A 22,328-nucleotide genomic window follows, 5' to 3' on the forward strand; every position below is an offset into this window, starting at 1 on the left:
TTTACAACTAGGACACGATAACATAGAATAATACAAGTTTGAGTAAATAACTCTTTTTACACAAAGTTATACCAAAGTTAATCTAAAATGATAGAGAACATTACTTGTTTTACACTACCCAATATTTTTTGTAATAATGTTTGCTCTTAATTCTTTTAGTCAAATTAAAGATAAAGAGGAATTAAAAAAAGTATCAAATGAGATACTGACATACATTAACAAATACTCAATAGTAACTGACTCCATAAATTGGAAAGAATTCAATGAGGACATTTCAACGAAAATTGCACAATTGAATGACGTAGATTCAAGTGGAATTATTTTTTCTTCAATTTAAAATAAGTTACGACAGTATGGGGACTTTCATTCATTTTATTATGATAAGTCTAAATCAACAAAATTGGTATCAAACGATACGGCTTTAATATACCCATCCTCAAAAATTATTGACAATTCAATTGGTTACCTTTTTTTACCTACACATCTATCAATGAATCAGAAAGAAAATTTTATTTATGCCGATACATTAAGAAAACAAATTGAATTATTAGATAAAAAACATCTCATAAAAGGCTGGGTTGTAGATTTAAGGGAAAATAGAGGTGGAAATATGTGGCCAATGTTAGCAGGGCTAAACCCAATTATTGAAGATGGCACTGTTGGATATTTCGTGACTAAAGGCAAAGCAATAAAATGGAAAAGCAATTCTAAAAATACTTATAAATGCAAAAACTTAAATAATAAGATAGCAATATTAATTGATACATTAACTGCAAGTAGTGGCGAAATGACAGCAATATCATTATTAGGCAGAAAAAATTCAAAATCTTTTGGTAAAAGAACAAGTGGTTATACTACAGCAAACCAAAACTATAAATTATCAAACGGAGCAATGCTTTTTTTAGCGACTGCCTATTGTGAAGATAGAACAAAGAAAAAATATATTGGAAGAATAACTCCCGATGTTGAAGTTTTAGATAATGCAGAAACCATGATTGAATATAAAAAATGGTTACTTGAAAAAAAATAAACTTCCTTCGCTAGTCTAAGTGTTTTTCACTTAGACCAACAAATAACTCAAACTAGTCGTAGGTTGTTTCCTACGACTCAAAATGTTAGAGAGCATAATGTATCAGGGATAAATATTCCTTTTGCCTTGAAGCATTTTAATATATTCAATAAGCCCTTTCGAGCATGAGGCTCTTCCTTGTTTTAGGTCTTAGGAAATCCTAAGACTAGTTTGGGAATAATACAAAAAGTACTACAAAACTTTCACATATTAGCGAGTTGGCAGCAAACAAAAATGACTTACCTCAAATTTATAACAGGACTTTTATTAATCACACTGTCCACTAGTAGACAAACCTCAAGTGTAACAAATACTAAAAGTTTGGAGATAAACCGAGAGTATCCTTCCTACATAATTTTTGGAATCTTTTGTGGTGAATGTTCTGGACATTGTTCGACGATGTATCGTTACAATATGATGGGCAATTCAAATACATTATTTATTGACACTACTGACAGTTATTTTAAAAATTATGGCAAAGTTGTTTGTAAGACACAAATAAATGACATTACAAAATTCCAGACTATCAACAAACTCGTTCAACACATTCCAAAAACATTTTTAACGACAGACAAAAAAGAGCAAACTTTTGGTTGTCCTGATTGTGGAGATTGGTGTGGGATTTATTTTGAACTTGGACAAGGTACGACAATTAAGAAATTCTACATTGATTATAAGGAAGACGAGCTTGGAAAAGAAGTAAAAGATTTTGGCGAATTTATAAAAGCAGCAATAACAGAATTGAATAAGCAAAATTAAATCTGTATTGCAAGTCTGCAGCCAATAATTAAGGTTTCGTGGTGGCTACAAGCCAAATCATGAAAGAATTGGCGGACGTCTAGTCTAGCAGTCGGCTTAGTTAATTTCTCAATCTAGTCGTAGGTTATTTCCTATGCCTCAAAATGTTAAAGAGTGTCACGCTCATAATTATTACCCCGTTGGTTGATTGACTATGTTTTAAATAAATACCTTTAATTTTTTATAAAACCTCATACTCTGCCACCACCATTTACAATTATTTGCTGACCATTTACCCAAGCACCTTCTGGGCTAGCAAGAAATGCCACTATACCTGCGATGTCTTCAGGTTCGCCCATTCTTCCTAGGTTCATTGCTTGCCCAATCCTTTCCAATTCTTCTTTCGAAACCTCTTTATCCATTAAAGGCGTCTTTGTTGGGCCTGGAAAAACACTATTTACTGAAATTTGGCGATGACCAAGTTCCTGTGACAATATTTCAGTAACTACTTTGCCAGCGGCTTTACTAGGAGCATAAATACCAAGACCCGCTGCTGGATAAAGTGAACTTGTGGAAGAAATCTGAATAATTCGTCCACCATTCCTAACGTGTTTGGCGGCCTGTTGTAACACAAAGTAGGTTCCTTTATAATTTACCGCATTGATACGGTCGAAGTCAGCTTCAGTAACATCAGTAATAGGAATACCCATAACCGCAATACCAGCATTGGCTACAACAATATCAATACCGCCAAATGCTGTAAGGACATCATTATAAAGCTTAGTGATTTCGACTACTGAGCTAACATCTGCTTGGAATCTTATGGCTAATCCTCCAGCTTCTTTGATTTTATTCACTACTTCATCGGCTTGTTGGGGGTTTCCCATGTAATTAATGGCTACTGCAATGCCGTCTTGTGCTAAACGGGTGGCAATAGCACGACCAATACCTGTTGCTGCTCCTGTTATTAGTGCTACTTTTTTTGTTGATACTGTCATGATTGCTTATTTTTTACCCCAAAAAATCTACCTTTACTTTTTCAATTTTCGTTTTAAGCTCGGTGGCAAATTCAGTATTTACAATTCCGTTTTCAACATCAAAATTTTCGTAGAAACTTGGCAATAAAAACGTTTCAATAACTTTTGCACCATAATATGGAAGTGTATTTTTGGCTAATTCTAATACCGAAGCTCCACCTCTTAATCCTGGAGAAGTAGCTAATACAAAAACGGGTTTGTCGCCAAATGCTTTGCGTTCGGGAACAATAGAAATCCAATCGTAAATATTTTTAAAAGCAACTGAATAAGACCCATTGTTTTCTGCAAGTGCAATAAGCAATAAATCACTTTCGTCAATTTTTTTGGCAAAATCTAGTGCCAATTGTGGGATGCCAATCGTAGGAATTTTATCTACGCCAAACAATGGCATTTCATAATCATTCAAATCCAAAACCTCTACAGAATGGTTCTCGAAAAAAGTAGAGGTATGAGTTACTAATTTTTTGTTGATAGAAGCAGTACTGTTACTTCCTGCAAATGCTAATATTTTCATGGTCTTAGTTTTATTTTGTTAATTTAATTTTTCCGTATTTTCCAGCATAAAAATCTCGATAAGCATCTGCTATTTCGCCTTGGGTATTCATTACAAATGGTCCTTCGGCTACTACAGGCTCTGTATATTCTTCACCACCAAAAAGTAATATATCAATGGCTACTTCGAATGTGTTTTTTAGCTCAATTTCACCTGCTTCTCTATCAAATTCTACAAACTCTCCTTTTTGGAATTCAGTATCGTTTAATACCGCATTTTGCATGGGTAAAAAAGCTGCAACTTCAATTTTATCTTTTATTTCAAACGAAAATTGTTTTCCTGCATTCAAATGAATATGATACAAAAACTGCACTGAATAATTTGGAATAATTGAACTCAATTCTTCGTACTTGCCTACAATTATTTTTATCCATCCATCTTCGTTAGGTAATGTTTTTATAGGTACTTCATTGGCTTGAATTGCTAAATGAGCAGGTTTTTCAGCTTTGTTTTTTGCAGGTAGATTAATCCAAAACTGAAAGCCTTGGATATATTTACTATCCGTTTGGCTATCGTAATTAAAATTCTCATCGTGGATAATTCCATTGCCTGCTTTCATCCATTGAGCCCCACCCGAATGTATTTTGCCAGTATTTTCAGCACTATCAAAATGTTCTACTTCTCCCTGAAGAATATAAGTCAATGTAGCAATGCCCCGATGTGGATGCACCCCCATGCCGTTTTTTGTGATGGTTTCTTTGATTGCAGGAGCAACATAATCAAGAAATACAAAAGGCCCAACTTTGTCGGTATAGCGATTGGGCAACATTCTACTGATACTTAAAGGACCTAAATCGGCACTACTTCCTTTTGTTGAAAAACTTGTTTGCTTTTTCATAACTATATATTTTAATGATGTAAAATTGCACCCAAACGAAGCCCTAAAACGATGAGATTTGATAAAAAAAAGCGTTGACATATATCAACGCTTTTTGAAATTTGTTTAAAAGCATATCGGTTTAACTTGATATCGCTATTATTCAGCAAAACTACCACCGCTCATTGCTTTCATAAAAGCTTGCGGATTCCAGTATTCACGGTAGTTTACAATAAGCCCATCACGGAAAGTTACAAAAGTGGCATAGCTCATTTCGTAAGGATTACCATTGCTAATTACTACCCCAGATGCACTCCATTCTGCAATGGCAACATTTGCATCATCAGTAGCATAGATTTTTAAGGTAGGGATAGTTTTTACATCTATAAAACTTGGGTAGTTACGTAAGTATTCATAAAGTGCCTCACGACCTTCAAACCTAGCTGGTGTACCTTCAGGGGCAAAAGGAAATTCTGCAACCACATCCTCAGCACAAAGCTCTGACCAACCTTTCATATCCTTGGCAAGAAATGTATCTAAACTATTACGAAGAAGTTGAGTAGCTGCTGTGTTTGTTGTATTTTCCATGTTATTAAAATTTAATGTTTTTATTTACTGATTTTACGATACAAAATTGCATCATAGCCAAGCCCCTCAACGATGAGATATGATAAAAAAAACCGTTGACAAATATCAACGGTTCTGTAAAATCAAGATTTAAAATGGAAAACTATCTCATCGCTTGTTTTCTGATTCTGCTTAACGTTTCTTTGGTAATTCCCAAAAAAGAAGCAATGATGTGTTGCGGAAATCGTTGAATAAATTGTGGGTGATTCTCTGCAAATTCTTCATAGCGTTTTTCTGCTGTATTACTGATAGTAGAGCTTAATCTTCGTTGGTTAGCAATGGCGTTTCTTTCATCCATTAGTCTTATCATTTTTACCAATGCAGGTATTTTTTCCATTAAATCCAACATTTCGGCTCTTGTAATAATAAGCATTTCGGTATCTTCCCAAGCATCAATATTATATTTCGAAGGGGCAAGCATAATAGAGCTTTCACGGTCGCCTGCCCAGTAGTTTTCAATGTATAAATGAACGATATGCTCTACGCCTTTATCGTCAACACTGTATTGTCGCATAGCCCCTTTTATAATAAATCCAACATGCTTACAGACATCACCCTCTTGCAAAAAGTATTGTTTTTTTCTGAGTTTTTTGGGTTGAAAAGTAGCTCTAATTAAGGTTTCTTCTTCGCTTGTAAGGGGTAAATTAGCATATTGGTTGATGTATGCCAAAAGGTTTTTATACATTGGTTTTGATGATTAAATTACGCAGATGCAAAGGTATAAATAATGTTTCGTAATCTTAGTTCACTTGACTGTTCATCATTTTGCTATCTACGTGCTATTCAATGTTGGTAATTTTCTGTTTCCTTATTTCCATAGGTGGTGGTTAACAATTACTTCGTCTTTAACTTAGCGTCTAAATATAATAGTGATTTTACTGGAAGTAGCTAAAACTCATCATTGATAACTTAGGCTTATCAGCCCAAATACCATAGTGCATGTACATTTCACCATAATGAATACATGGTAAACCTTCGGAAATAATATCAGTTTTTACAAAACGTCGACCTCTAATAAATTCTCCAACTTCCCCCAGCGGTTTCCACTCAACCACAATCCCTTCTAATAATTTATCTAACTCGCTCATGCTCTAGTTTTATTTTTAATTAGTTTTTGTTTGCACTTCTGCAATAGCGATGGCTTTATGAAGTTTGTCAATAAACCATTGTTTGTCTGGAAGTTGGGTAAGATACTGTGCTACTTTGATGTTTTCTTCTCCCAGCATTAATTGTTGCGACAGTGTCGCAATAATTTGTTTTCCATAGCCCGAATATACTTCGTGTTTTAAATCCACCAAAATATAATGACCGATAGACCAATATAAATGATTGGTAGCTTGGTTCAGATAAACAACTGCTTGCTGACCTGTTTCCTGTATTAGTTGCTTGATTTTGTCAAACAGCTCTTGCTTACCTTTATTTATTTTTTCTGAGTTCATATTTTTCAGTCCCTTCTACTATTTTATCTAACTCGCTCATGCTTGTGTTAGTTGTTATAAGCTTTTATTTCATTGACCAACAAGTCTTGCAATTGGTCTTTTGGTAATAAAAGCTGATATTCTGCCACGCCAATAGGCTTATTGATGTCTTGGAGGGCAATTTCTACATCTAAATGGTCTTTATCGGCACAAAGAATAATTCCGATAGAATTATTTTCGGTTTCGCCCTTCTCCAATTTATCAAGTAACGACAGGTATAAATTCATTTTGCCTACATATTCGGCTTTAAAACTGCCTATTTTCAATTCAACAGCTACCAAACTTCGCAAACCACGATGAAAAAAAAGCATATCTACAAAATACTCTTTGTTATTGTATTCTAAGCGGTGTTGGTTGCCAATAAATGTAAAGCCTTTGCCTAACTCCAATACAAAGTTTTTGATTTTTTCTACCAATCGTTTTTCTAATTCCGTTTCTTTTACTTTTTCGGTAATGCCCAAAAAGCCAAGATTATAACGGTCTTTAAACACTTCGTTGGCATAATCTGCATCAATGGCAGGAAGTGTTTCATTAAAATTGTGCGATTTTATTTGTGTTTGATGATGGCTGAAGCTATCCATTTTGATGGCATTGAGCAACCAATCTCTGGACCAGCCTTTGGTAATTGCTTCGTTGGCATAAAAAAGTACAGCTTCGAGCGACTGAACTTTGTTGATTAACAACAAATTATGTCCCCACGGCAAAACTGCGACAGCCTGTCGCAGTTTTAAGTCTGCCAAATAGTAACGCTCATAAAATCGTTTCATATCCCACAAATTGCGGGGCGATAAGCCCATATCGGGAAATTCTTTTTTGAGGTCAACCGAGAGTTGATTGACTACTGCACTACCGTAGCCTTCGACTAATTGTTTTTCAGCAATCAACTTTCCAAGATTCCAATAAATCGATTGTGTGGCATTGTTTAATTGTTTGGCAACAATTATTCTGGTTGTACGAATTTGCTCAACCGCTTGTTTCAAAATACGTTCGTATTCTTCTTTTTGTAGGCTTATTTCTTTGCTCATCGTTTAACCTTCAATCTCGTTTATAATGGCATCATCTTTTATATCGGGCGTTATAATTTCATCAGATAAGTCGGCATATTTAATACTATCGTCGCCCCCCTCAATATAATTAGTAAAATTTTCACTGATAAATCGGTAGAACAACGTACCCAAAACAAACTGTTTAAAATCCCACCCATCTACCGAGCCACGTACCTTGTTGGCAATTTTCAATATTTTAGCTTGTAATTCTGCTCGTTGAATTGTACTTGTCATTTTTATTCTTTAATGAGTCATTTGTGTTTAATATCTTTTCCAATACTTCTTTCATGCCTGTTTGAAAAATGGTCGCTAAGATAGACCTAATATTTTAACTATCTCTTTACGCAATAAAATTAATGGATTTATTGTCAATCCTTCCGTCTGTTGTTCGTCAAGATGTTAACCTTTAAAAAATTGTATTTACTCTTGAAGTTCAATTTCTAATTTTCAATGGCTTCTTTCGTAGGTGCATTTCTTGTTCTTGCAAATTCTACTGTATGTAATATATAAATACTGGTTTGTATAACTAAATAGCCCATTTCCCAAATGCCTTTCCCATAGGCTTCCACAAATATTTTTATCCAAGAGTCAGATGCTGTTTTGTCCCATTTCAAGAGCAAAGGTATGATCGTGTTCTTAACGCATGAACAAGGTCATGCCAATGTTTTCCAAAAAATCTCCACCCTTATGGGTTGTATTTATTTGGTAAAACCTTGTTCCTGCTAAACACTAACCTTTTATGCTCGTGAAACGAAACAAAGCATACTCCGACTCTTTACACGAATAAAAAAAATGTCAGAAATGAAAAAATATAGCATTAGAAATGGCAACAAAGTGAAACGAAACAGCACCACCACTCATTGCCGAATAAATCTTGAAAAACAAATTAAAACTCTTTCAATAACACAAAAAAGTAAAATAGTGGATAGCCTCTATTTGTCAACAGATGGAGCGGAAAAATTAAATCTAAATCAAATCACAGGCTAGAGGCTAGCCTTAAAAAAACGTAAGATATAGCAAATTGGTGCAGTAATACAGTTGTCTTCGAGGGAAGTCCCGAAGCAATCAAACAAATACAACAGCTTTTCCAAGCAATGAAGGAAAACGAAGAAAAGACGAGTCACGGACAATTACCTCATTTTGTTTCCAACATTAATGGAGGGTATTTCTTCAATCTATATTGGAATGAGGGAGACGAAGGAATGTTTCAATACGAAACTAAATGGTCTCCAAATTCGAAAGTGTTACAGAGTATTGCAGATATGTTTAAAGTTGATTTTGTGCTAGATTATGAAGAAATGGGGAACCTCATATATGGTAGAGCATCTTATCAAAATGGAATATTAGATGATGTGTGTTTAAGCGATGAAGAATTGGAAAGCTATCAATTTGACGAGGATACTGACACCTATCATTTTGAAGGGAAAACCTACGATAGTGATTGCGAGATACTTGAAATACTTTTGGAAAGAAAACTATCTTTCCTATAACAGTGACAAATTTGAATGGTTGCTTCCTTAAGGTGATGAGCCTTAGGGAAGTTTTTAGAATAGCCATACTTTACAAAGCGTACTGCCAAAAGGGTAAAAAAATCCGAGTTTGACGAAATACTTTGCAATCAAAGAACAAGTAACAGCACATCCACATTTAAAATCATGAATACAATTTTTTTCAATCAAATACAGCAATCAGACTTTACAAGAGTATTGCAACTGAACGTCTCAAAAAGACTATGAAATAACCTAATTATACCAGTCATTGTCAACAATGAACACATACTAGAGAGGCGGTAAGTTGTTTCCTACGACTCAAAATGTTAAAGAGCGTTACGCCCGTAGAATGTATCAGGGATCAATATTCCTTTTGCCTTGCAACATTTTAATAAATTCAATAAGCCTTTTCGAGCGTGAAGCTTTTTGTTTTTGGTCTTTGCATGACATAAGTTATTAGATATACTCATGATAAGCTTGTTTCTCCATTTGAGTAATGCAGAAGACAGACATGGCACTTTTCATTTCCAGTAAAGGACATTTGTTAAAAGACTGCCTATAATTATCAAACAGATTACTTTCTCCTATTCATTTTTTTGATTTAGGAGGCATTAAGATTGAAAATTTTATCTCAAATAAGTTTTCCAAAATCTAATATAACTTTTATCGAAGATGATTAATTTCTTTTTTTCCAAAACGAAGAGTCATTCCATCGGTTTTCTTTATTGTAAAAAAGTGTTTTTGTTTCAAGATAATGCTTGAAAATAGCATTGATATTTTCTTGATAATTTAAAAATGTATTTGAATCATTAGCATTGTCTATGATAGCTTTTGCTGCATGACAAGCTGAGCTAATAGCAAAGCCAATGCCCATTGATGAAATTGGATCAAAAGAAGCTACAGCATCACCAACAGCCAAAAAATTACTTTTAGCCCCTATATTTGAGATGTGAGAGAACGCATTTCTGACCCAAGGTTTGGCGTTAGAAGAAGTATTTGCAAGCATTTTTTTGATGTGTACTGTATTTGAAAGTAATTCATTCCAGTTTTCTGTTTTTTGTAACTGCTTTTCTTTTACTATTGTTGAATCTGTAAAAAGTGAAACCACCATTTCTTGATTAGGTAATCCTGCAAAATACCACCAACCATCTTCCACTGTCTCTAGTAAAATTTCCTGTTTAATAGCTCTTTTAGTATCCTTGAAATACAAAAATGCGCCAATAGCCACTAAATCATCATATTTCTCGATCGGAATTCCTAATTTTCGGCACACATGACTTTGTCTTCCACTAGCATCAATCAGATAGGTGGATTTAATGGTGAAATCACCTCTGGTTTCATGCCTTAATTCGATAGTCCAAGCAGTATCAGTTTGTTTGAAATCAATACATTTTGTTCTTGGGAAAACAATTGCCCCTTTTTCAGAAGCTTGTTTCAATAGCATTAAATCAAAATGTTCTCTATCTAGTTGAAAACTATCTACTTGTGTACTAAAAATAGAATGCCTTGACGAAATATGTGAGCTTCCCCAAGCGGCTAGACTACTGTATCCGGGTAAAAGACTATTCTCTTCAAAATCACTTTTATTAATGCCTATGTAATCAAGTAAATCAAATAAGCTTGCATTAACTTGTTCTCCAACTCGGATGGAATTTAAGTCGTTTTGCTCAATAATCATTACCTTTAAGTTAGAGTATTTAAGCAAACTTAAAGCGGTGGAAGAACCCGCAGGTCCCCCACCAACTATAAGTACATCTGTTTCAACTGTATTTGGCATGTTAGCGTCTATTTCGAGTTCCAGAACGAGGTAAACCAAGTCCTTCGCTATGAATTTCAATGGCTTTAAAACCAACTTCTTCAAAGTGTTCCATCAATACTCTTGCTTTATTACTTTTTCGTTTTACTGCGGAAGTACTTGCTTCAATAAAGAAAACAGGAATGGTTGTTTCAGCATCTTCTGGGTTGCCACTTATTGTACTTACTGGGACTTCCTTCGATGTGAATATTTCATTATTTCTTTCTGTTTCAAGCATGAAAGGGAAACCGCTATTATACGAATTTTTATCACGAATAAAACCTAATGAATACCAATATTGAACCATTTGGGTGAAACTATTGATGCCACGGGCATAGTTCATTTGTTGACCAGCGGGAATTCCACCTCCAGCTACTTGACCTTCTTCCGTCAACTCGCCCACCAAAACATCCCAAGGACTTTGTGGCGGCCACCAGTACGAATAATAAGTAGGAGGTAATGGAGTACTAGAACCATCTGGGAGCTTAATTTTATTGACAGATGGATCGGTAAAGTTAATATACTGAACTGTGCATTGGAAAAAGTCAGCTTGCCAAGGACATGCCATTCTTTTTGTTAAATCTCCAGGTTCACATCCACCACCTTCACATTCGTCTCTCGAAGGAGTCAATCCATTGGCTAAATACCAATTTTCATCTTGATATTGTAAAATCGTATAAGGAGAAGCATAAACAATGGGATTTTGCATACTCCAAGTAACTTCTATGCCTGGACACATCGGTAAACCAACACAGTTTCCTACGCTTGCTGCATCTAATTGATTGACAGGGAATGGTTGATAGGATGGGTTACTTACAAAATAACCATTCGCCCACTGTTCTAATAGAAAAAGTTGTGTTTGGTCTAGTGCCAAAAACTTCATGATATTGGTATTACTTACCGAATTACTTCCTGAATTTAATGGCATCATAGGGAACAAATTATCTCCATTTGTTTGAAATAATTGTTCTTGTGGCAAAGTTGGAGGAACTGGAGGCTGACCGTCATTTTGCCTAAAATAATAGGCGTAATTCAGTCTATTTGATTTATTGGCTTCAGAAGGGTCTGAATAATCAAATTGATAACTAGCAAAAGCCATCATTGACTGAACATTCGCAACCCATTGATACCTGCTAATTCGATTTATTATTGGAAGAATATCACGTTGGAAATTTGCAATATAATTTGGATTGTATTGCCCATCGATACACATTTCGGGTACTAGATTAAAACATCTTACTCCAACATCAAACATCGTATCGCTTAAATTGGAGATATTTACAATCTCTGGAGCAAAATCAGGTGAGCCTACAATAACCCATGCTGAAAGTGTAACAGGAGGCGTTCCATCATTAAATGTGACTGTACAATAAACAGGTCCATCCGAAATATCATCGTGCCAAGTACTAGAGCCACCGTATGAAGTTAGGGGTAAATCTCCTCCAGCATTTCCATAACCACCTAAAACTATCAATCTTCCACTGTTATCTGTTAATAAATCTCCGAGAGTGGTTACTGCCACACCATACTTTACCTCTGAATTGGGATATTGAACAGGATAATTAGCTGGGGCGTTTTCTCTGTCAAATCCAATTGAGCTAAGTTTTCCTGAAATCGTTCTTGGTCCTGGATCAATGATTAGCGTTTGTCTTTCTGAACCCGTTATATCTGGGTTACGGAAAGGGATATTTTGATTCTCATAGCTGTTTTCATTCCCATACAACAAATTGCCCTGTAGTTCACTATATTGATACCAAGCAGCTTTTTTGTTGGCTAAATGAACAGTCCACTCTATCGAAGTGACGTTTGATGTGTCAAGTGTAATTTCTTGTCCATCGTCTTGAAATATTTTAAATGGTTGCCCTTGTCTTTTAATGAGCCCTTTGACATCTTTAAAATTGGTTATTGGCCCAATCAAATTTCCGGAGTTATCTGCATCATAAGGTAGTCCTCCAATGCTATCTGGCGACAAACAAATTTCAGTTGTACTATTTCCCAATCGAGCAACTCCAATTGAGGGATGAATTTTAAGTTCCATGTTGTGATTGTTTTATGATATTTCCTACTCTTATGGCTTTTCAGAATACGCCCCGTTTTTTGAGAAGGTTCAGGCTTCTTCTACTACATTACAAATTTTTCATGCTGGGTTGTCAGCCCTTATTATCTTGACGTAAATACTTATTTTAAGTAAAACTTTATTTAATTAAATATTAAATTAGAGGTAAACAGATATTGATTAACTTCTTTAACAAAAGTAAAAATATATCATCACAGATTTTAGCGTATAAATACCTGTTTTCATCACTTATATTTATTTTTTAATTCTATTCTACTTTTAAAGTATAAACACTCTTTTTCTTAAAAGAGAAGTGAGGTGTAAAAAAATACATTAAACTTAAATTATTAATGATTGAATATTCGATGGATTTCGCTAATAATACTAACCGTTAAATACATTGCATTTGCATTCAGGATTATATTAAAACGGATGTAAATGTAAATACCCACCAAGCGTAGAGAGCTTGTCTTGGAGGGAAAATTAATCATAAAGCAACCTTAACAAATGGACGATTTATTTTTTTAGAAACGATTTAGTGAAATGAAAGGAGGGATAAAAAGAGCATTACAGGGAAGTGATTGCTGTAAGGGTAGGTATTGCATAAAGGGGAGTGTTTTGTGGTTATTCCTAGTTGTCATCTAAAAATCTTAACGATTATAAGTCAAACGTACTTTTTATTGTTCACCTTCGTTATTGTAGAATGTTGGGCTATACATAATTGTAAATACGAATAACGCAAGTAGGAGAGGATATTATACCTTGATTTAAGCATTTAGAACTATCTACAACCACAAAATCAAAGTAAAAATAAATCTCACTTTTAAATGATAAACCTTAATTTAAAGTACTGAAAATCAATAGATGCAAAACAATATACGTTGAATACCTAATTATTTATCGTTTCATACATCAATTTCCAGTTCTAGCAAAGCATAGTTTAATGTCTTTCCGTGTGGGTCTATGGCTAATGAGGTTGTTACGCCACCGCTCAAAGCTTCTTCACAAACAAAAAGTAACGATGAAATATTGGGTAATTCATAACGAATGATATTGCCTTTGACGATGCTTTTTAAATGCTCTTTTACTTTTTGGACTGTTACTTGTGCTACCAAACTTGGAAAATCTTCTTCTTTGAAGGGAATCAAAGACAACATCAAGGTATTGCCTTTATCGCCTGCACGGCTGTGGGCGATATGGTATAATTTAGTTTTCATGATTCAAAGATTGAAAAAGAGTGATTAATACTATTGCGACTCATCAAGATAGATTGTATGCCAATGATTTCGGTTACAGATTTTCTTACGCCACCACCGCCTGATGGGCCATTGGTATAGAGTGCTTCCACTTCCTCGCCGATGAGTGCCGCTGTTTCTGGTGAATTGGCCATTCCTGCTACTCTTAAGCGAATTTCATAAGCGGTAGTATCCTCTTGATTGATGCCTGCATGAGCCGAATTATGACCGATATAGTCAATTTTAAGCGTATCTTGAAACAATTCTGCTAAACGTAAACGGACTATTTCTCCAGCCATTTTTGCTCTTTCCATTGCAAATGCTCCTGCGTACAAAATTTCTCCTTCGCCCATAAATCCAGCCTGATAGCCAATACTAACTTTTAATTTTTCGGGTTTTGATGAGCCACTACCATCACTTACTTGTACACGATTTGGGGCAATTTGCTTGAGTGAAACAGTGGTGAAATCTGCTGAAACATCAGGAGTAAGGTAGGTAAAAGGGTTCAGTACTTCATAGAGAAGTTGCTCTTTGACGGTCGCAAGGCTGATGATTCCACCAGTGTTTTCTACTTTACCGATAACTGCTGTTCCATCTGCGGAAACATCGACAAACGGATGCCCCAAAATGGCTAAATCAGGTACTATTTTATTGACTCCGTCAGCAAAATAACCGCCTGTTACTTGTCCTGCACATTCCATCAAATGTCCGATTACTGTTGCTTTTCCGATGAGGCCTGTATCATCATACGACCAACCAAATTCATACATCAACGGAGCAACCACCAGCGAAGGATCGGCTACTCGTCCTGTAATAATAATATCCGCACCAGAGGCAATGGCTGGCAGAATGCTGTCTGCTCCAAGATAAGCATTTGCAGAGATAATTTTGCCAAAACTGTTTAATGGTTTTCCTGATTCTATAGTAATTTCGTTTCCAGTAATCAGTGAAAGCACATCGTCGCCAATAACAGCGGCCACTTTTATGGTAATATTGTTCTTTGCCGCTATTTCAGTTATTTTTTTTGCTGCGGCCAAAGGATTGGCCGCACCCATATTACTGAGTATTTTTATATCTTTTTCTTTAATAATTGGTAGCAGTATTTCCATCCGCCTTTCCAACAGTGGGTCATAGCCTTTTGATGAATCGGCCAGTTTTCTTTTCTGAGCCAAGGCAATTGTTCTTTCTGCCAAGCATTCCAGTACTAAATAATCTATTTCTCCAGCCTCAGCGAGTATTTTGGCAGGTTCGAGGCGGTCGCCAGAAAAACCTGCTCCTGCTCCAATTCTTATTTTTTTTAATTCTTTCATAATAAATGAATCGCACCAGTAATGATGGCTGTCAAGGTCATTAAAAAAGTAGTCATAAAAGCCCACTTAAAAGTAAATTTCTGATGGTCGGATAATTCAACTTCTGAAAGCCCAACCAGCACAAAAGTGGAAGCCGTAAGCGGACTTAAAGGAAAACCCACAGTCATTTGTCCTAAAATGGCTGCTCTTCCTACTTCTATCGGATTGATTCCATAGTGGATAGCGGCTTCTTTTAACACAGGTAAAACCCCGAAATAATAAGCGTCTGGCGTAAAGACAAAACTCAGTGGCATACTTGTTACTCCTACCAATGTAGGAAGGTAACCTGCGTGTTCGGCAGGAATAAGGGTTACAAGCGACTGAGCCATAGCATCTATCATTTTAGTTCCTGTTAAGATTCCTGAGAAAACACCTGCTGCAAAAATCATTACAGATACAAAAAACACATTGGCAGCATGTTCTTGTAATCGACTTTTTTGCTCGGTTTGAGAAGGGTAATTAACGAGCATCGCCACAGAAAAGCCTATGATAAACAAAGCTGATGGTGGCAAAAAGGCCATAATCAAACAAAAGATGAGCGAAATCGTCAATATGGCATTTACTAAAATAAGTTTGGGTCTTCTGGTTAGTTTTTGTGCTTCGGTCAATTCGTCGGCGTGTTTATAATCAAATGCGATGATTCCCAGTCTTTTACGTTCTTTTTTGCCCAACCACCACGATACGCCCAGTACCCAAATTATACCTACAATCATAGAAGGAAGTACAGGAACAAGTAAGCCAGAAGCATCCGTTTGCATGACTTGCAAGGCTCTCGCCATCGTACCCGACCACGGCACTAAGTGCATAACGCCTGCACTCAAAGCCACAATACAGGGAAGAATAAGCCGATTGATGCCCAATTTTTTATAAATAGGCAATAAAGCTGAAATAGTAATCATAAATGTGGCTGTTCCGTCGCCGTCTAAATGGACAATCATGGTGAGCAGTGCCGTTCCCATTGTAATTTTCAGTGGGTCGCCTTTTGCTAAGTGAATAATACCTGAAATGACGGGGTCAAAAAGACCCGCATCAATCATCAAAGCAAAGTACAAAACGGCAAAAATCAACAGAATACCCGTCGGAGCTACTTGTTTGATACCTGTCACAATCATTTCACCAATTGCCTGTGGCTCAAAGCCACCAATGATGGCAAAAAATACTGGAATGATAATTAGCGATAACAAGACTGATAATTTTCTTGAAATTACCAATATTAGGAACAGAAGTATGGTTAAAAACCCTAATAATGCCAGCATTTTATGTTATGGTTTTTTAGCTTGAAGTACTTTCTGGAAGAATAAAAAATGATATGGCAAAGCATTTTCCCAATAAGGCCAATCATGTTTTCCTGGTCTTTCGGTATAATCATGGGGCGTTCCGTTGGCCATTAAGAGTTTGTGCATTTCTCGGTTGGGCTCAATCAGGAAATCATCTACGCCACAATCAAAAATCAAATGGAGTTTGGCGGCTTTAATTTGCTCTGTCATCGTAATCAGATTATAGCCTGGATAAAAAAGACCCGATTCTTCCCGTTCACCAATCATTTTTTTAAAATTCTCTATGCGAATTTTGGCAAAATCCGTAGGAACTTTCCAAGTACTGGGGTTAATATTCATTACTCCACTCATGCTTCCAGCGGCACAGTATAAGTCGGGATGTTTGGTAGCAATGTACACAGCCCCATGCCCGCCCATCGACAAGCCCGTAATTACTCGCCCTTCTCTGGTTTTGATGCTGCGATATTCCTTGTCTATTTTTTCCCTTACTTCTTTTGAAATAAAAGTTTCGTATTGGCTCTCTTTTAGCAAAGGACTATCAAAATAATAACTTGAAGGTCCGCCGTCGGGCATTACGATAATGACACCAAACAAATCGGACATCCTCGCCACAAGCGATTTATCGGGCGTGAGTTCCGTCCAGTTTTTATAATTTCCGCTTCCGCCATGCAATAAATACACGACGGAGTAATTTTTTTGCGAATGTTGATAGCCTTGTGGCGTAATAACTACTGCTTTCAGCGTTTTATTCATCGCCAAGCTTTGTATTGCCAAAGTATCTGTTGTGGCAGCTTGAGTTTTTTGCCCAAACACTAAACCAACAAAGGCCAACAAAATAAATGCACAGTTTTTCATGGTATGATATTTTAATACTTGCCCGAATTGACAGATTTAAGGACTTTAGAAAAATACAGCAGGTGGTAGTAAAGAGAGTTTTCCCAATACGGCCAAGCATGACCGCCCGGTCTTTCTGAATAATCGTGAGGAGTATTATTGAACACTAATCTGCGGTGAAGTTCACGGTTTGGTTCAATCAAAAAATCGTCTGTTCCACAGTCAAAAATAAGACTTACGCCATTGGTTTTTATTTTATCCGCCATTGCAATTACCGAATATGCTTCATAGCCTTTCGGGTTATCATTGTACGAGCCAATGATAGCATCAAAAGCTTTTCTAAGGTTTTCGTTGGCTTCTTTGGGTAATTTCCAACCTTGTAAATCAGGATTAAGAGCCCCACTCATACTTCCAGCGGCTACAAATAGTTCAGGATATTTTCCTGATAAATACAAAGCCCCATAACCGCCCATCGAAAGACCTGTAATTACTCGCCCATTTTTAGAGGCGATTGTTCGATAAGTTTTATCTATTTTGGTAATTACATCTTTTACAATGTAAGATTCAAACTGACTATTTTTATCAACAGGGCTATCAATATAATAACTAAATACTTCACCTTCTGGCATCACAATTACTAAATTATACTGGTCAGCTAGGTTCTGGATAAGGTTTTTGTCTGGAGCTTTGGCAAGCCAATCATTAAAATGTCCGATACCTCCATGCAATAGATAAAGTACAGGGAATGATTTTTGGCTGTTTTCATAAGACTTTGGCAGTGTAACGGCAGCTTTGTAAGTCTTATTCATTTTTGTTGAGGCGATTTCAAGCGTGTCGGTTTTAGCAAATACGCCCAGCGAAATCATTTGGAAAAGAATTAAATAGACAAGACAGTTTTTTTTCATTTTTTTAAGGTTAATTATTTATATTTTTATGTTTTGAATTTTGCCAATACTTTCTTGGCAAAGTATTGTCTTTGTTGTTCTCTTGAATTTGAGTGGTTAAATTTCAAGCAATTTGAACCGACAACCAATCCATCAATGAATAAGTGGCTATACTTCAAATGTATGAAAGGCAAGAAATTTATCATTAGTTTTGGCTGAATGAATACATTCCAGAAATCTAATCTTTATTTCTGGAAATACTTAATTGTCTATTATTCAATAATTTATACAAATACTGAGTTTTGTAAATACTCATCCGACGAAATGGAATTAAAATCTGGTAAAGAAGAAATAGCTTATTTATTAGGGAAAGTCATTGAAAAATTTGAAACAGAAAGTGGTCAGAAAGTAGTTCGTAATTCAAACCGAAAAAATTATGAAGAAGTAGCCAAAGTTTTAAGTGAAATAAGTAACCAACTACCTTTTACTTCAGCGGAGCTTCGCCACGAGGATTATGCTCCTGAAAAAACTCATCGACCATCAGAGTATCCTTTTCGCAAGTATGACATTACTGGTAATCAAATCAAAGATGCTTTTTATAATCAGATTGTTACCAATCCGAGGCCTTTCTTGGTAGATTCGGCGTACATTTATCTTTTTGGTATGGGGCGTAAAGGTTTTGCTGAAAACCCTACCGACCCCGAATTGATAGATTACGAAGAAAATACTGCTACAACATCAGGCACTCAAAAAGTGGATAAAACCAGAGGTTCTTTTGGTATAAGTAATTTACCATTTTTTGTAAAAGGCTTATTGCTATTTCTAACAGTGGGGTTTTCTACGAGTAGTTATTTTTGGCTAAAAGAAAAGAAACAGCTTGAAACCCTGAAAGAAGATTTGAGTATTGTGCCTTACTTACCCTCAAAAGCAGAGATTGATAGTTTGGAAGGTATTTGGCTTTGCTATACGGGTTCTCCGCAAGCTCGTAGTTTTGACCCCGACCGCTACCACATGGTAGTGTCCAATATCATGAATGTAAGCTATAAAGATGGCTATTTTACATTTATCCGTTACGGTTCAAATTTTAACCATAAAGGTTTTATGCAATTTGAATCACCGTGGTTGGTATCTGTTCACTCTCGGGTAAAGAATGCTCCTGAAAACCCATCTCCCAAACATTCTTTATTGAAGTTTGAAAAAGGCAAAAGCTTTGCAAGTGTAATTTCTGCTTCTTGGAATTTTGATATAGGCGAGCGAAATAAAATTATCGGTATTCGGGAAATATATATCAAATTAGGCAAAGGATTGACCGTGAAAGAAATAATCAATGAGCCAGAAAATGCACTTTGTCGCTGTAAAATCATTAAATTAACCAAGCCAGATGGGCATATTCGTTCATTCCAATTGAAAAATGAAAACCTTGAAAAGCTTCCTTATGAAGGAATAAAAAGTCTTTTAGACGAAAATAGTATTTTGTTAAAGGACCCAGAAAATGGTGTTGTTTTAGGGAGAAAAAAATAACTATTTTGAAGTATTAAAATTTTTATATTTACTTTCTTTGCATGTGTTAAATCAACAATGAGGTCTGGGTGTATAATTCTATTTATTGAGTCTTTAGAAAACTCAAAGGTGAATTCGGATTTTTATCGATTTGACTGAGTATGGGACACAGCCAAATCGACGCTATCAAATTGTTTAAGATTTTAAAAACTAAAAACTTCTACAGTCTCCAATGCTTTCGTAACTGCTTGTTCGCCCAAATTTGGCACAGCAACACCTTCTAGGCGAAAAGTGCTTACGTCGGTCAAGCCCATAAATCCGAGAACAGCACGCAAATAGTTTTCCGTAAAATCATAAGCTTTCATTATCCCTTCTGTGTATATTCCACCAGATGTAATAGCCAAGTAGACTTTTTTATTCATCAATAAACCTTGGAGAGAGCCTGTTGCATAACTAAAAGTTTCATTGGCACGAGCAATTTGGTCGATCCATGCTTTCAGGCTGGCAGGAATACTAAAATTATATAATGGAACTGCCAGAACTACAATATCTGCCTCCTTGATTTGTTTTATAGCATTTTCGGAAGGCTGAATGATTGCTGTCTGCGTTTGGTTACGTGCCTCTTTCGGGGTAGAAAATGCCCGATACATTTAATTAGTAAGAAAAGGCAGAGGGTTTTCGGATAAGTCGATGGTTTCAATCGTGCATTCCGAATATGTGTTATTGAGCTTTTCAATGATTGCGTTTGACAGCAGATTGCTTTTAGAAGCATCGCCGTTGATGCTTGCTTTAATGTGAAGTACTTTCTTTGTTGACATTTCTGATAATTTGTTTTAATGATGCCTCAAAGCTATGTATATTTGCTTTCCAAAAGTTACTACTATACATAAGGTAAGTAGTTACCTTTGGGTTAGTTAATCGTAAAAAAATGGAAAACGTAATTAGCACAGAAAAATGTAGAAACTCTATCAAAGCCCTTGAAGACGCTATGTATGTAATAGGTGGCAAATGGACTTTGCGAGTAATTATTGCCTTAAAAGACGGACATACTCGTTTCAATGACCTACAAAGAACCATAGATGGCATATCGGCGAAGGTACTTTCAGGTGTATTAAAAGACCTTGAAGAAAATGGTTTTGTAAAAAGAAAAGTAGATATTGGTGTACCTGTGGTAGTAGAGTACGAACTATTATCTTATGCAGATAGCTTGCAAGATGTACTTTCGGCTCTTGTTTCGTGGGGTGAGATGCACAGACAAAAAGTGATTAGAAGGCAAGAAGAGTTCGTTTGAAAATCCGATGTTGATTTAGTGGACGAAACACGCAGTTAAACTGCGTGTTCCTGTGACTTGCAACTATAAAAAAAGTAGTTGTTAGTTGTCTTCGTTTGTCAGCCTGTTATTTTCAATGACTCAATTAGTCCATCTTTTAATTTAAAATGATATGATAATACAATAGGGCTACCCGGAAAATTGCCTGAGACTTCTGCTTCTAGGACTTCTTCAGTTAAAGAATATTCCAAAGGTTTCATAACTGCTTGGTACTCATCATTGGCTTTTTCAATCCATTGTTGGATTTCCGTTTTACCCTTATGGGTTTTTCCTTCGTCAAAAACTACAGCAGTTTCCGAAAAACAATTGGCGTAAGCCACACTGTCGAAATTGTTTTGTGCGTTTGTTAAATCTACAATTACATTTGGTAAGTTCATATTCTTGATTTTTAGATGATTAAATTGTTGGTACTGTGCCTCCATCTATTACAAAGTTGGTCCCTGTTAAATAATTGGCTCTTGGTGAAACCAAAAATCCAACAAATTCCGCAACTTCTTCAGGTTGGGCTGGGCGACCGAGAGGAATTCCGCCCAAGGCATCCATCACGCTTTGTTGAGCTTCTTCTATGGTGCTATTTGAATTTCTTGCAATCTCGCCCAACCAGGCTTCCGATGCTGTTGTATTTATCCATCCTGGTGAAACAGTTAGGACACGAACTCCTTTTGGTGTAACTTCATTTGATAAACTTTTGCTATAATTAATCAATCCTGCTTTTGCGGCTGCATAAGGCAATGTAGAATCATATAGCGGTAGTTTTCCTTGAATAGAAGCTATGTGAATAATAACACCACTTTTTTTAGCTAACATTTGTGGTAAAAAACCTCTGTCTAGTCGGACTGGAGCAAGCAGATTAGCTTGTAGGGTTGATTCCCAATCGTCATCAGTTAATACAGCAAAACCACCAGCAGGAGTTACTGAAGAACCAAGGTTATTCACAAGAATGTCTAGTGTCCCATAAGTCGATAGCACTTCGCTAACTACTTTTTGTGCATCTTCTGCTTTGCTTAGATCGGCAGAAATGAAATGTAAATTGCTGTTTTCTTTTTCGGGTGGGTTTCTTGCGGTAATAATAACCGTTGCACCAGCTTGTAAAAGCCTTTCTGCAATGGCTTTTCCAGCACCTTTTGTTCCGCCTGTTACCAAGGCAACTTTTCCTGATAATTCATTATTGAAATTAAATTCCTGTTCCATTGTTTGTTTTTTTTGAGCAAAT

Annotated in this window: 25 protein-coding genes and 1 pseudogene; 6 read left to right on the forward strand and 20 right to left on the reverse strand. The window is 36.0% G+C overall.

Annotated features, from left to right (window positions below):
- The first annotated feature begins 400 nt into the window (after nucleotides 1-400).
- Both VB776_RS07940 and VB776_RS07945 read left to right on the forward strand, forming a co-directional pair.
- Nucleotides 401-1,030, forward strand: a complete 630-nt coding sequence (locus VB776_RS07940) for a S41 family peptidase (protein WP_323327787.1) — start codon at nucleotides 401-403, stop codon at nucleotides 1,028-1,030.
- A gap of 273 nt (nucleotides 1,031-1,303) precedes the next feature.
- Complete coding sequence (locus VB776_RS07945) at nucleotides 1,304-1,828, forward strand: hypothetical protein (RefSeq protein ID WP_323327789.1); 525 nt, start codon at nucleotides 1,304-1,306, stop codon at nucleotides 1,826-1,828.
- A gap of 230 nt (nucleotides 1,829-2,058) precedes the next feature.
- Here VB776_RS07945 and VB776_RS07950 read toward each other — a convergent pair whose 3' ends face one another.
- The 10 genes from VB776_RS07950 to VB776_RS07995 form a co-directional block, all read right to left on the reverse strand.
- Entirely contained in the window at nucleotides 2,059-2,805 is a 747-nt protein-coding gene (locus VB776_RS07950) for an SDR family oxidoreductase (RefSeq protein WP_323327791.1), read from the reverse strand.
- Between the two features lie 13 nt (nucleotides 2,806-2,818).
- Complete coding sequence (locus VB776_RS07955; RefSeq protein WP_323327793.1) at nucleotides 2,819-3,358, reverse strand: NADPH-dependent FMN reductase; 540 nt, start codon at nucleotides 3,356-3,358, stop codon at nucleotides 2,819-2,821.
- A 10-nt stretch (nucleotides 3,359-3,368) separates the two neighbouring features.
- Nucleotides 3,369-4,235: a pirin family protein gene (locus VB776_RS07960; protein WP_323327795.1), complete on the reverse strand. Its 867-nt coding sequence runs from the start codon at nucleotides 4,233-4,235 to the stop codon at nucleotides 3,369-3,371.
- Between the two features lie 138 nt (nucleotides 4,236-4,373).
- Nucleotides 4,374-4,802, reverse strand: coding sequence for a nuclear transport factor 2 family protein (locus VB776_RS07965; protein ID WP_323327797.1), 429 nt, complete (start codon nucleotides 4,800-4,802; stop codon nucleotides 4,374-4,376).
- 142 nt (nucleotides 4,803-4,944) lie between these two features.
- Complete coding sequence (locus VB776_RS07970) at nucleotides 4,945-5,526, reverse strand: Crp/Fnr family transcriptional regulator (protein ID WP_323327799.1); 582 nt, start codon at nucleotides 5,524-5,526, stop codon at nucleotides 4,945-4,947.
- Between the two features lie 190 nt (nucleotides 5,527-5,716).
- Nucleotides 5,717-5,929 carry a restriction endonuclease subunit S domain-containing protein gene (locus tag VB776_RS07975; RefSeq protein ID WP_323327801.1) on the reverse strand — a complete coding sequence of 71 codons (213 nt, stop codon included), beginning with the start codon at nucleotides 5,927-5,929 and terminating at the stop codon, nucleotides 5,717-5,719.
- Between the two features lie 15 nt (nucleotides 5,930-5,944).
- A complete protein-coding gene (locus VB776_RS07980) occupies nucleotides 5,945-6,280 on the reverse strand; it encodes a DUF1016 N-terminal domain-containing protein (protein WP_323327803.1) in 336 nt (111 codons plus the stop codon).
- Between the two features lie 47 nt (nucleotides 6,281-6,327).
- On the reverse strand, nucleotides 6,328-7,344 hold the full coding sequence (locus VB776_RS07985; RefSeq protein ID WP_323327805.1) for a PDDEXK nuclease domain-containing protein: 1,017 nt from the start codon (nucleotides 7,342-7,344) through the stop codon (nucleotides 6,328-6,330).
- Between the two features lie 3 nt (nucleotides 7,345-7,347).
- Nucleotides 7,348-7,599, reverse strand: coding sequence for a type I restriction-modification system subunit M N-terminal domain-containing protein (locus tag VB776_RS07990; RefSeq protein ID WP_323327807.1), 252 nt, complete (start codon nucleotides 7,597-7,599; stop codon nucleotides 7,348-7,350).
- Between the two features lie 206 nt (nucleotides 7,600-7,805).
- Nucleotides 7,806-7,979: a hypothetical protein gene (locus VB776_RS07995; protein WP_323327809.1), complete on the reverse strand. Its 174-nt coding sequence runs from the start codon at nucleotides 7,977-7,979 to the stop codon at nucleotides 7,806-7,808.
- Between the two features lie 187 nt (nucleotides 7,980-8,166).
- Between VB776_RS07995 and VB776_RS08000 the strand changes: the two genes are divergently transcribed.
- Both VB776_RS08000 and VB776_RS08005 read left to right on the forward strand, forming a co-directional pair.
- Entirely contained in the window at nucleotides 8,167-8,352 is a 186-nt protein-coding gene (locus tag VB776_RS08000) for a hypothetical protein (RefSeq protein ID WP_323327811.1), read from the forward strand.
- A 107-nt stretch (nucleotides 8,353-8,459) separates the two neighbouring features.
- Nucleotides 8,460-8,855, forward strand: coding sequence for a DUF1281 family ferredoxin-like fold protein (locus VB776_RS08005; RefSeq protein WP_323327813.1), 396 nt, complete (start codon nucleotides 8,460-8,462; stop codon nucleotides 8,853-8,855).
- A gap of 676 nt (nucleotides 8,856-9,531) precedes the next feature.
- Here VB776_RS08005 and lodB read toward each other — a convergent pair.
- From lodB to VB776_RS08040, 7 genes are all read right to left on the reverse strand, one after another.
- The gene (gene lodB / locus VB776_RS08010) at nucleotides 9,532-10,632 is read right to left on the reverse strand and encodes a lysine-epsilon-oxidase maturase LodB (RefSeq protein ID WP_323327815.1); all 1,101 of its coding nucleotides are present in this window, start codon (nucleotides 10,630-10,632) and stop codon (nucleotides 9,532-9,534) included.
- Nucleotide 10,633: 1 nt separating this feature from the next.
- A complete protein-coding gene (lodA, locus tag VB776_RS08015) occupies nucleotides 10,634-12,688 on the reverse strand; it encodes a CTQ-dependent lysine 6-oxidase LodA (protein ID WP_323327817.1) in 2,055 nt (684 codons plus the stop codon).
- Between the two features lie 923 nt (nucleotides 12,689-13,611).
- Nucleotides 13,612-13,923: an AtuA-related protein gene (locus VB776_RS08020; protein ID WP_323327819.1), complete on the reverse strand. Its 312-nt coding sequence runs from the start codon at nucleotides 13,921-13,923 to the stop codon at nucleotides 13,612-13,614.
- On the reverse strand, nucleotides 13,920-15,251 hold the full coding sequence (locus VB776_RS08025) for an acyclic terpene utilization AtuA family protein (protein WP_323327821.1): 1,332 nt from the start codon (nucleotides 15,249-15,251) through the stop codon (nucleotides 13,920-13,922). Before VB776_RS08025 ends, VB776_RS08020 begins: the two co-directional genes overlap by 4 nt.
- Nucleotides 15,248-16,546, reverse strand: coding sequence for a CitMHS family transporter (locus tag VB776_RS08030; protein ID WP_323327823.1), 1,299 nt, complete (start codon nucleotides 16,544-16,546; stop codon nucleotides 15,248-15,250). Before VB776_RS08030 ends, VB776_RS08025 begins: the two co-directional genes overlap by 4 nt.
- A gap of 6 nt (nucleotides 16,547-16,552) precedes the next feature.
- Nucleotides 16,553-17,422: an alpha/beta hydrolase gene (locus VB776_RS08035; protein WP_323327825.1), complete on the reverse strand. Its 870-nt coding sequence runs from the start codon at nucleotides 17,420-17,422 to the stop codon at nucleotides 16,553-16,555.
- Nucleotides 17,423-17,433: 11 nt separating this feature from the next.
- Entirely contained in the window at nucleotides 17,434-18,306 is an 873-nt protein-coding gene (locus tag VB776_RS08040) for an alpha/beta hydrolase (protein WP_323327827.1), read from the reverse strand.
- Nucleotides 18,307-18,609: 303 nt separating this feature from the next.
- Here VB776_RS08040 and VB776_RS08045 point away from each other — a divergent pair, with 303 nt between their 5' ends.
- Nucleotides 18,610-19,806, forward strand: coding sequence for a hypothetical protein (locus tag VB776_RS08045; RefSeq protein ID WP_323327829.1), 1,197 nt, complete (start codon nucleotides 18,610-18,612; stop codon nucleotides 19,804-19,806).
- A 182-nt stretch (nucleotides 19,807-19,988) separates the two neighbouring features.
- Here VB776_RS08045 and VB776_RS08050 read toward each other — a convergent pair.
- Nucleotides 19,989-20,603: pseudogene (locus VB776_RS08050) on the reverse strand (FMN-dependent NADH-azoreductase).
- Nucleotides 20,604-20,713: 110 nt separating this feature from the next.
- On the opposite strand from VB776_RS08050, the gene VB776_RS08055 reads away from it, so the two are divergent.
- On the forward strand, nucleotides 20,714-21,076 hold the full coding sequence (locus VB776_RS08055; RefSeq protein WP_323327831.1) for a winged helix-turn-helix transcriptional regulator: 363 nt from the start codon (nucleotides 20,714-20,716) through the stop codon (nucleotides 21,074-21,076).
- A gap of 98 nt (nucleotides 21,077-21,174) precedes the next feature.
- Here VB776_RS08055 and VB776_RS08060 read toward each other — a convergent pair whose 3' ends face one another.
- Nucleotides 21,175-21,492, reverse strand: a complete 318-nt coding sequence (locus VB776_RS08060; protein WP_323327833.1) for a nuclear transport factor 2 family protein — start codon at nucleotides 21,490-21,492, stop codon at nucleotides 21,175-21,177.
- Nucleotides 21,493-21,511: 19 nt separating this feature from the next.
- Nucleotides 21,512-22,306, reverse strand: a complete 795-nt coding sequence (locus VB776_RS08065) for an SDR family oxidoreductase (protein WP_323327835.1) — start codon at nucleotides 22,304-22,306, stop codon at nucleotides 21,512-21,514.
- Nucleotides 22,307-22,328: the final 22 nt, after the last annotated feature.

The organism is Arcicella gelida (assembly GCF_034931025.1).
Lineage (GTDB): Bacteria > Bacteroidota > Bacteroidia > Cytophagales > Spirosomataceae > Arcicella > Arcicella gelida.

What these genes read in the sequence shown, in the direction of transcription:
- VB776_RS08040 (WP_323327827.1), bottom strand. Translation starts at nt 18,306, where the DNA reads ATGAAAAAAAACTGTCTTGTCTATTTAATTCTTTTCCAAATGATTTCG.
- lodA (WP_323327817.1), bottom strand. Translation starts at nt 12,688, where the DNA reads ATGGAACTTAAAATTCATCCCTCAATTGGAGTTGCTCGATTGGGAAAT.
- VB776_RS08035 (WP_323327825.1), bottom strand. Translation starts at nt 17,422, where the DNA reads ATGAAAAACTGTGCATTTATTTTGTTGGCCTTTGTTGGTTTAGTGTTT.
- VB776_RS08020 (WP_323327819.1), bottom strand. Translation starts at nt 13,923, where the DNA reads ATGAAAACTAAATTATACCATATCGCCCACAGCCGTGCAGGCGATAAA.
- VB776_RS08045 (WP_323327829.1), top strand. Translation starts at nt 18,610, where the DNA reads ATGGAATTAAAATCTGGTAAAGAAGAAATAGCTTATTTATTAGGGAAA.
- VB776_RS07970 (WP_323327799.1), bottom strand. Translation starts at nt 5,526, where the DNA reads ATGTATAAAAACCTTTTGGCATACATCAACCAATATGCTAATTTACCC.
- VB776_RS07965 (WP_323327797.1), bottom strand. Translation starts at nt 4,802, where the DNA reads ATGGAAAATACAACAAACACAGCAGCTACTCAACTTCTTCGTAATAGT.
- VB776_RS07950 (WP_323327791.1), bottom strand. Translation starts at nt 2,805, where the DNA reads ATGACAGTATCAACAAAAAAAGTAGCACTAATAACAGGAGCAGCAACA.
- VB776_RS07990 (WP_323327807.1), bottom strand. Translation starts at nt 7,599, where the DNA reads ATGACAAGTACAATTCAACGAGCAGAATTACAAGCTAAAATATTGAAA.
- VB776_RS07975 (WP_323327801.1), bottom strand. Translation starts at nt 5,929, where the DNA reads ATGAGCGAGTTAGATAAATTATTAGAAGGGATTGTGGTTGAGTGGAAA.
- VB776_RS08000 (WP_323327811.1), top strand. Translation starts at nt 8,167, where the DNA reads ATGAAAAAATATAGCATTAGAAATGGCAACAAAGTGAAACGAAACAGC.
- VB776_RS07980 (WP_323327803.1), bottom strand. Translation starts at nt 6,280, where the DNA reads ATGAACTCAGAAAAAATAAATAAAGGTAAGCAAGAGCTGTTTGACAAA.
- VB776_RS08025 (WP_323327821.1), bottom strand. Translation starts at nt 15,251, where the DNA reads ATGAAAGAATTAAAAAAAATAAGAATTGGAGCAGGAGCAGGTTTTTCT.
- VB776_RS07945 (WP_323327789.1), top strand. Translation starts at nt 1,304, where the DNA reads ATGACTTACCTCAAATTTATAACAGGACTTTTATTAATCACACTGTCC.
- VB776_RS08005 (WP_323327813.1), top strand. Translation starts at nt 8,460, where the DNA reads ATGAAGGAAAACGAAGAAAAGACGAGTCACGGACAATTACCTCATTTT.
- VB776_RS08060 (WP_323327833.1), bottom strand. Translation starts at nt 21,492, where the DNA reads ATGAACTTACCAAATGTAATTGTAGATTTAACAAACGCACAAAACAAT.
- VB776_RS08065 (WP_323327835.1), bottom strand. Translation starts at nt 22,306, where the DNA reads ATGGAACAGGAATTTAATTTCAATAATGAATTATCAGGAAAAGTTGCC.
- VB776_RS07960 (WP_323327795.1), bottom strand. Translation starts at nt 4,235, where the DNA reads ATGAAAAAGCAAACAAGTTTTTCAACAAAAGGAAGTAGTGCCGATTTA.
- VB776_RS08055 (WP_323327831.1), top strand. Translation starts at nt 20,714, where the DNA reads ATGGAAAACGTAATTAGCACAGAAAAATGTAGAAACTCTATCAAAGCC.
- VB776_RS07955 (WP_323327793.1), bottom strand. Translation starts at nt 3,358, where the DNA reads ATGAAAATATTAGCATTTGCAGGAAGTAACAGTACTGCTTCTATCAAC.
- lodB (WP_323327815.1), bottom strand. Translation starts at nt 10,632, where the DNA reads ATGCCAAATACAGTTGAAACAGATGTACTTATAGTTGGTGGGGGACCT.
- VB776_RS07985 (WP_323327805.1), bottom strand. Translation starts at nt 7,344, where the DNA reads ATGAGCAAAGAAATAAGCCTACAAAAAGAAGAATACGAACGTATTTTG.
- VB776_RS08030 (WP_323327823.1), bottom strand. Translation starts at nt 16,546, where the DNA reads ATGCTGGCATTATTAGGGTTTTTAACCATACTTCTGTTCCTAATATTG.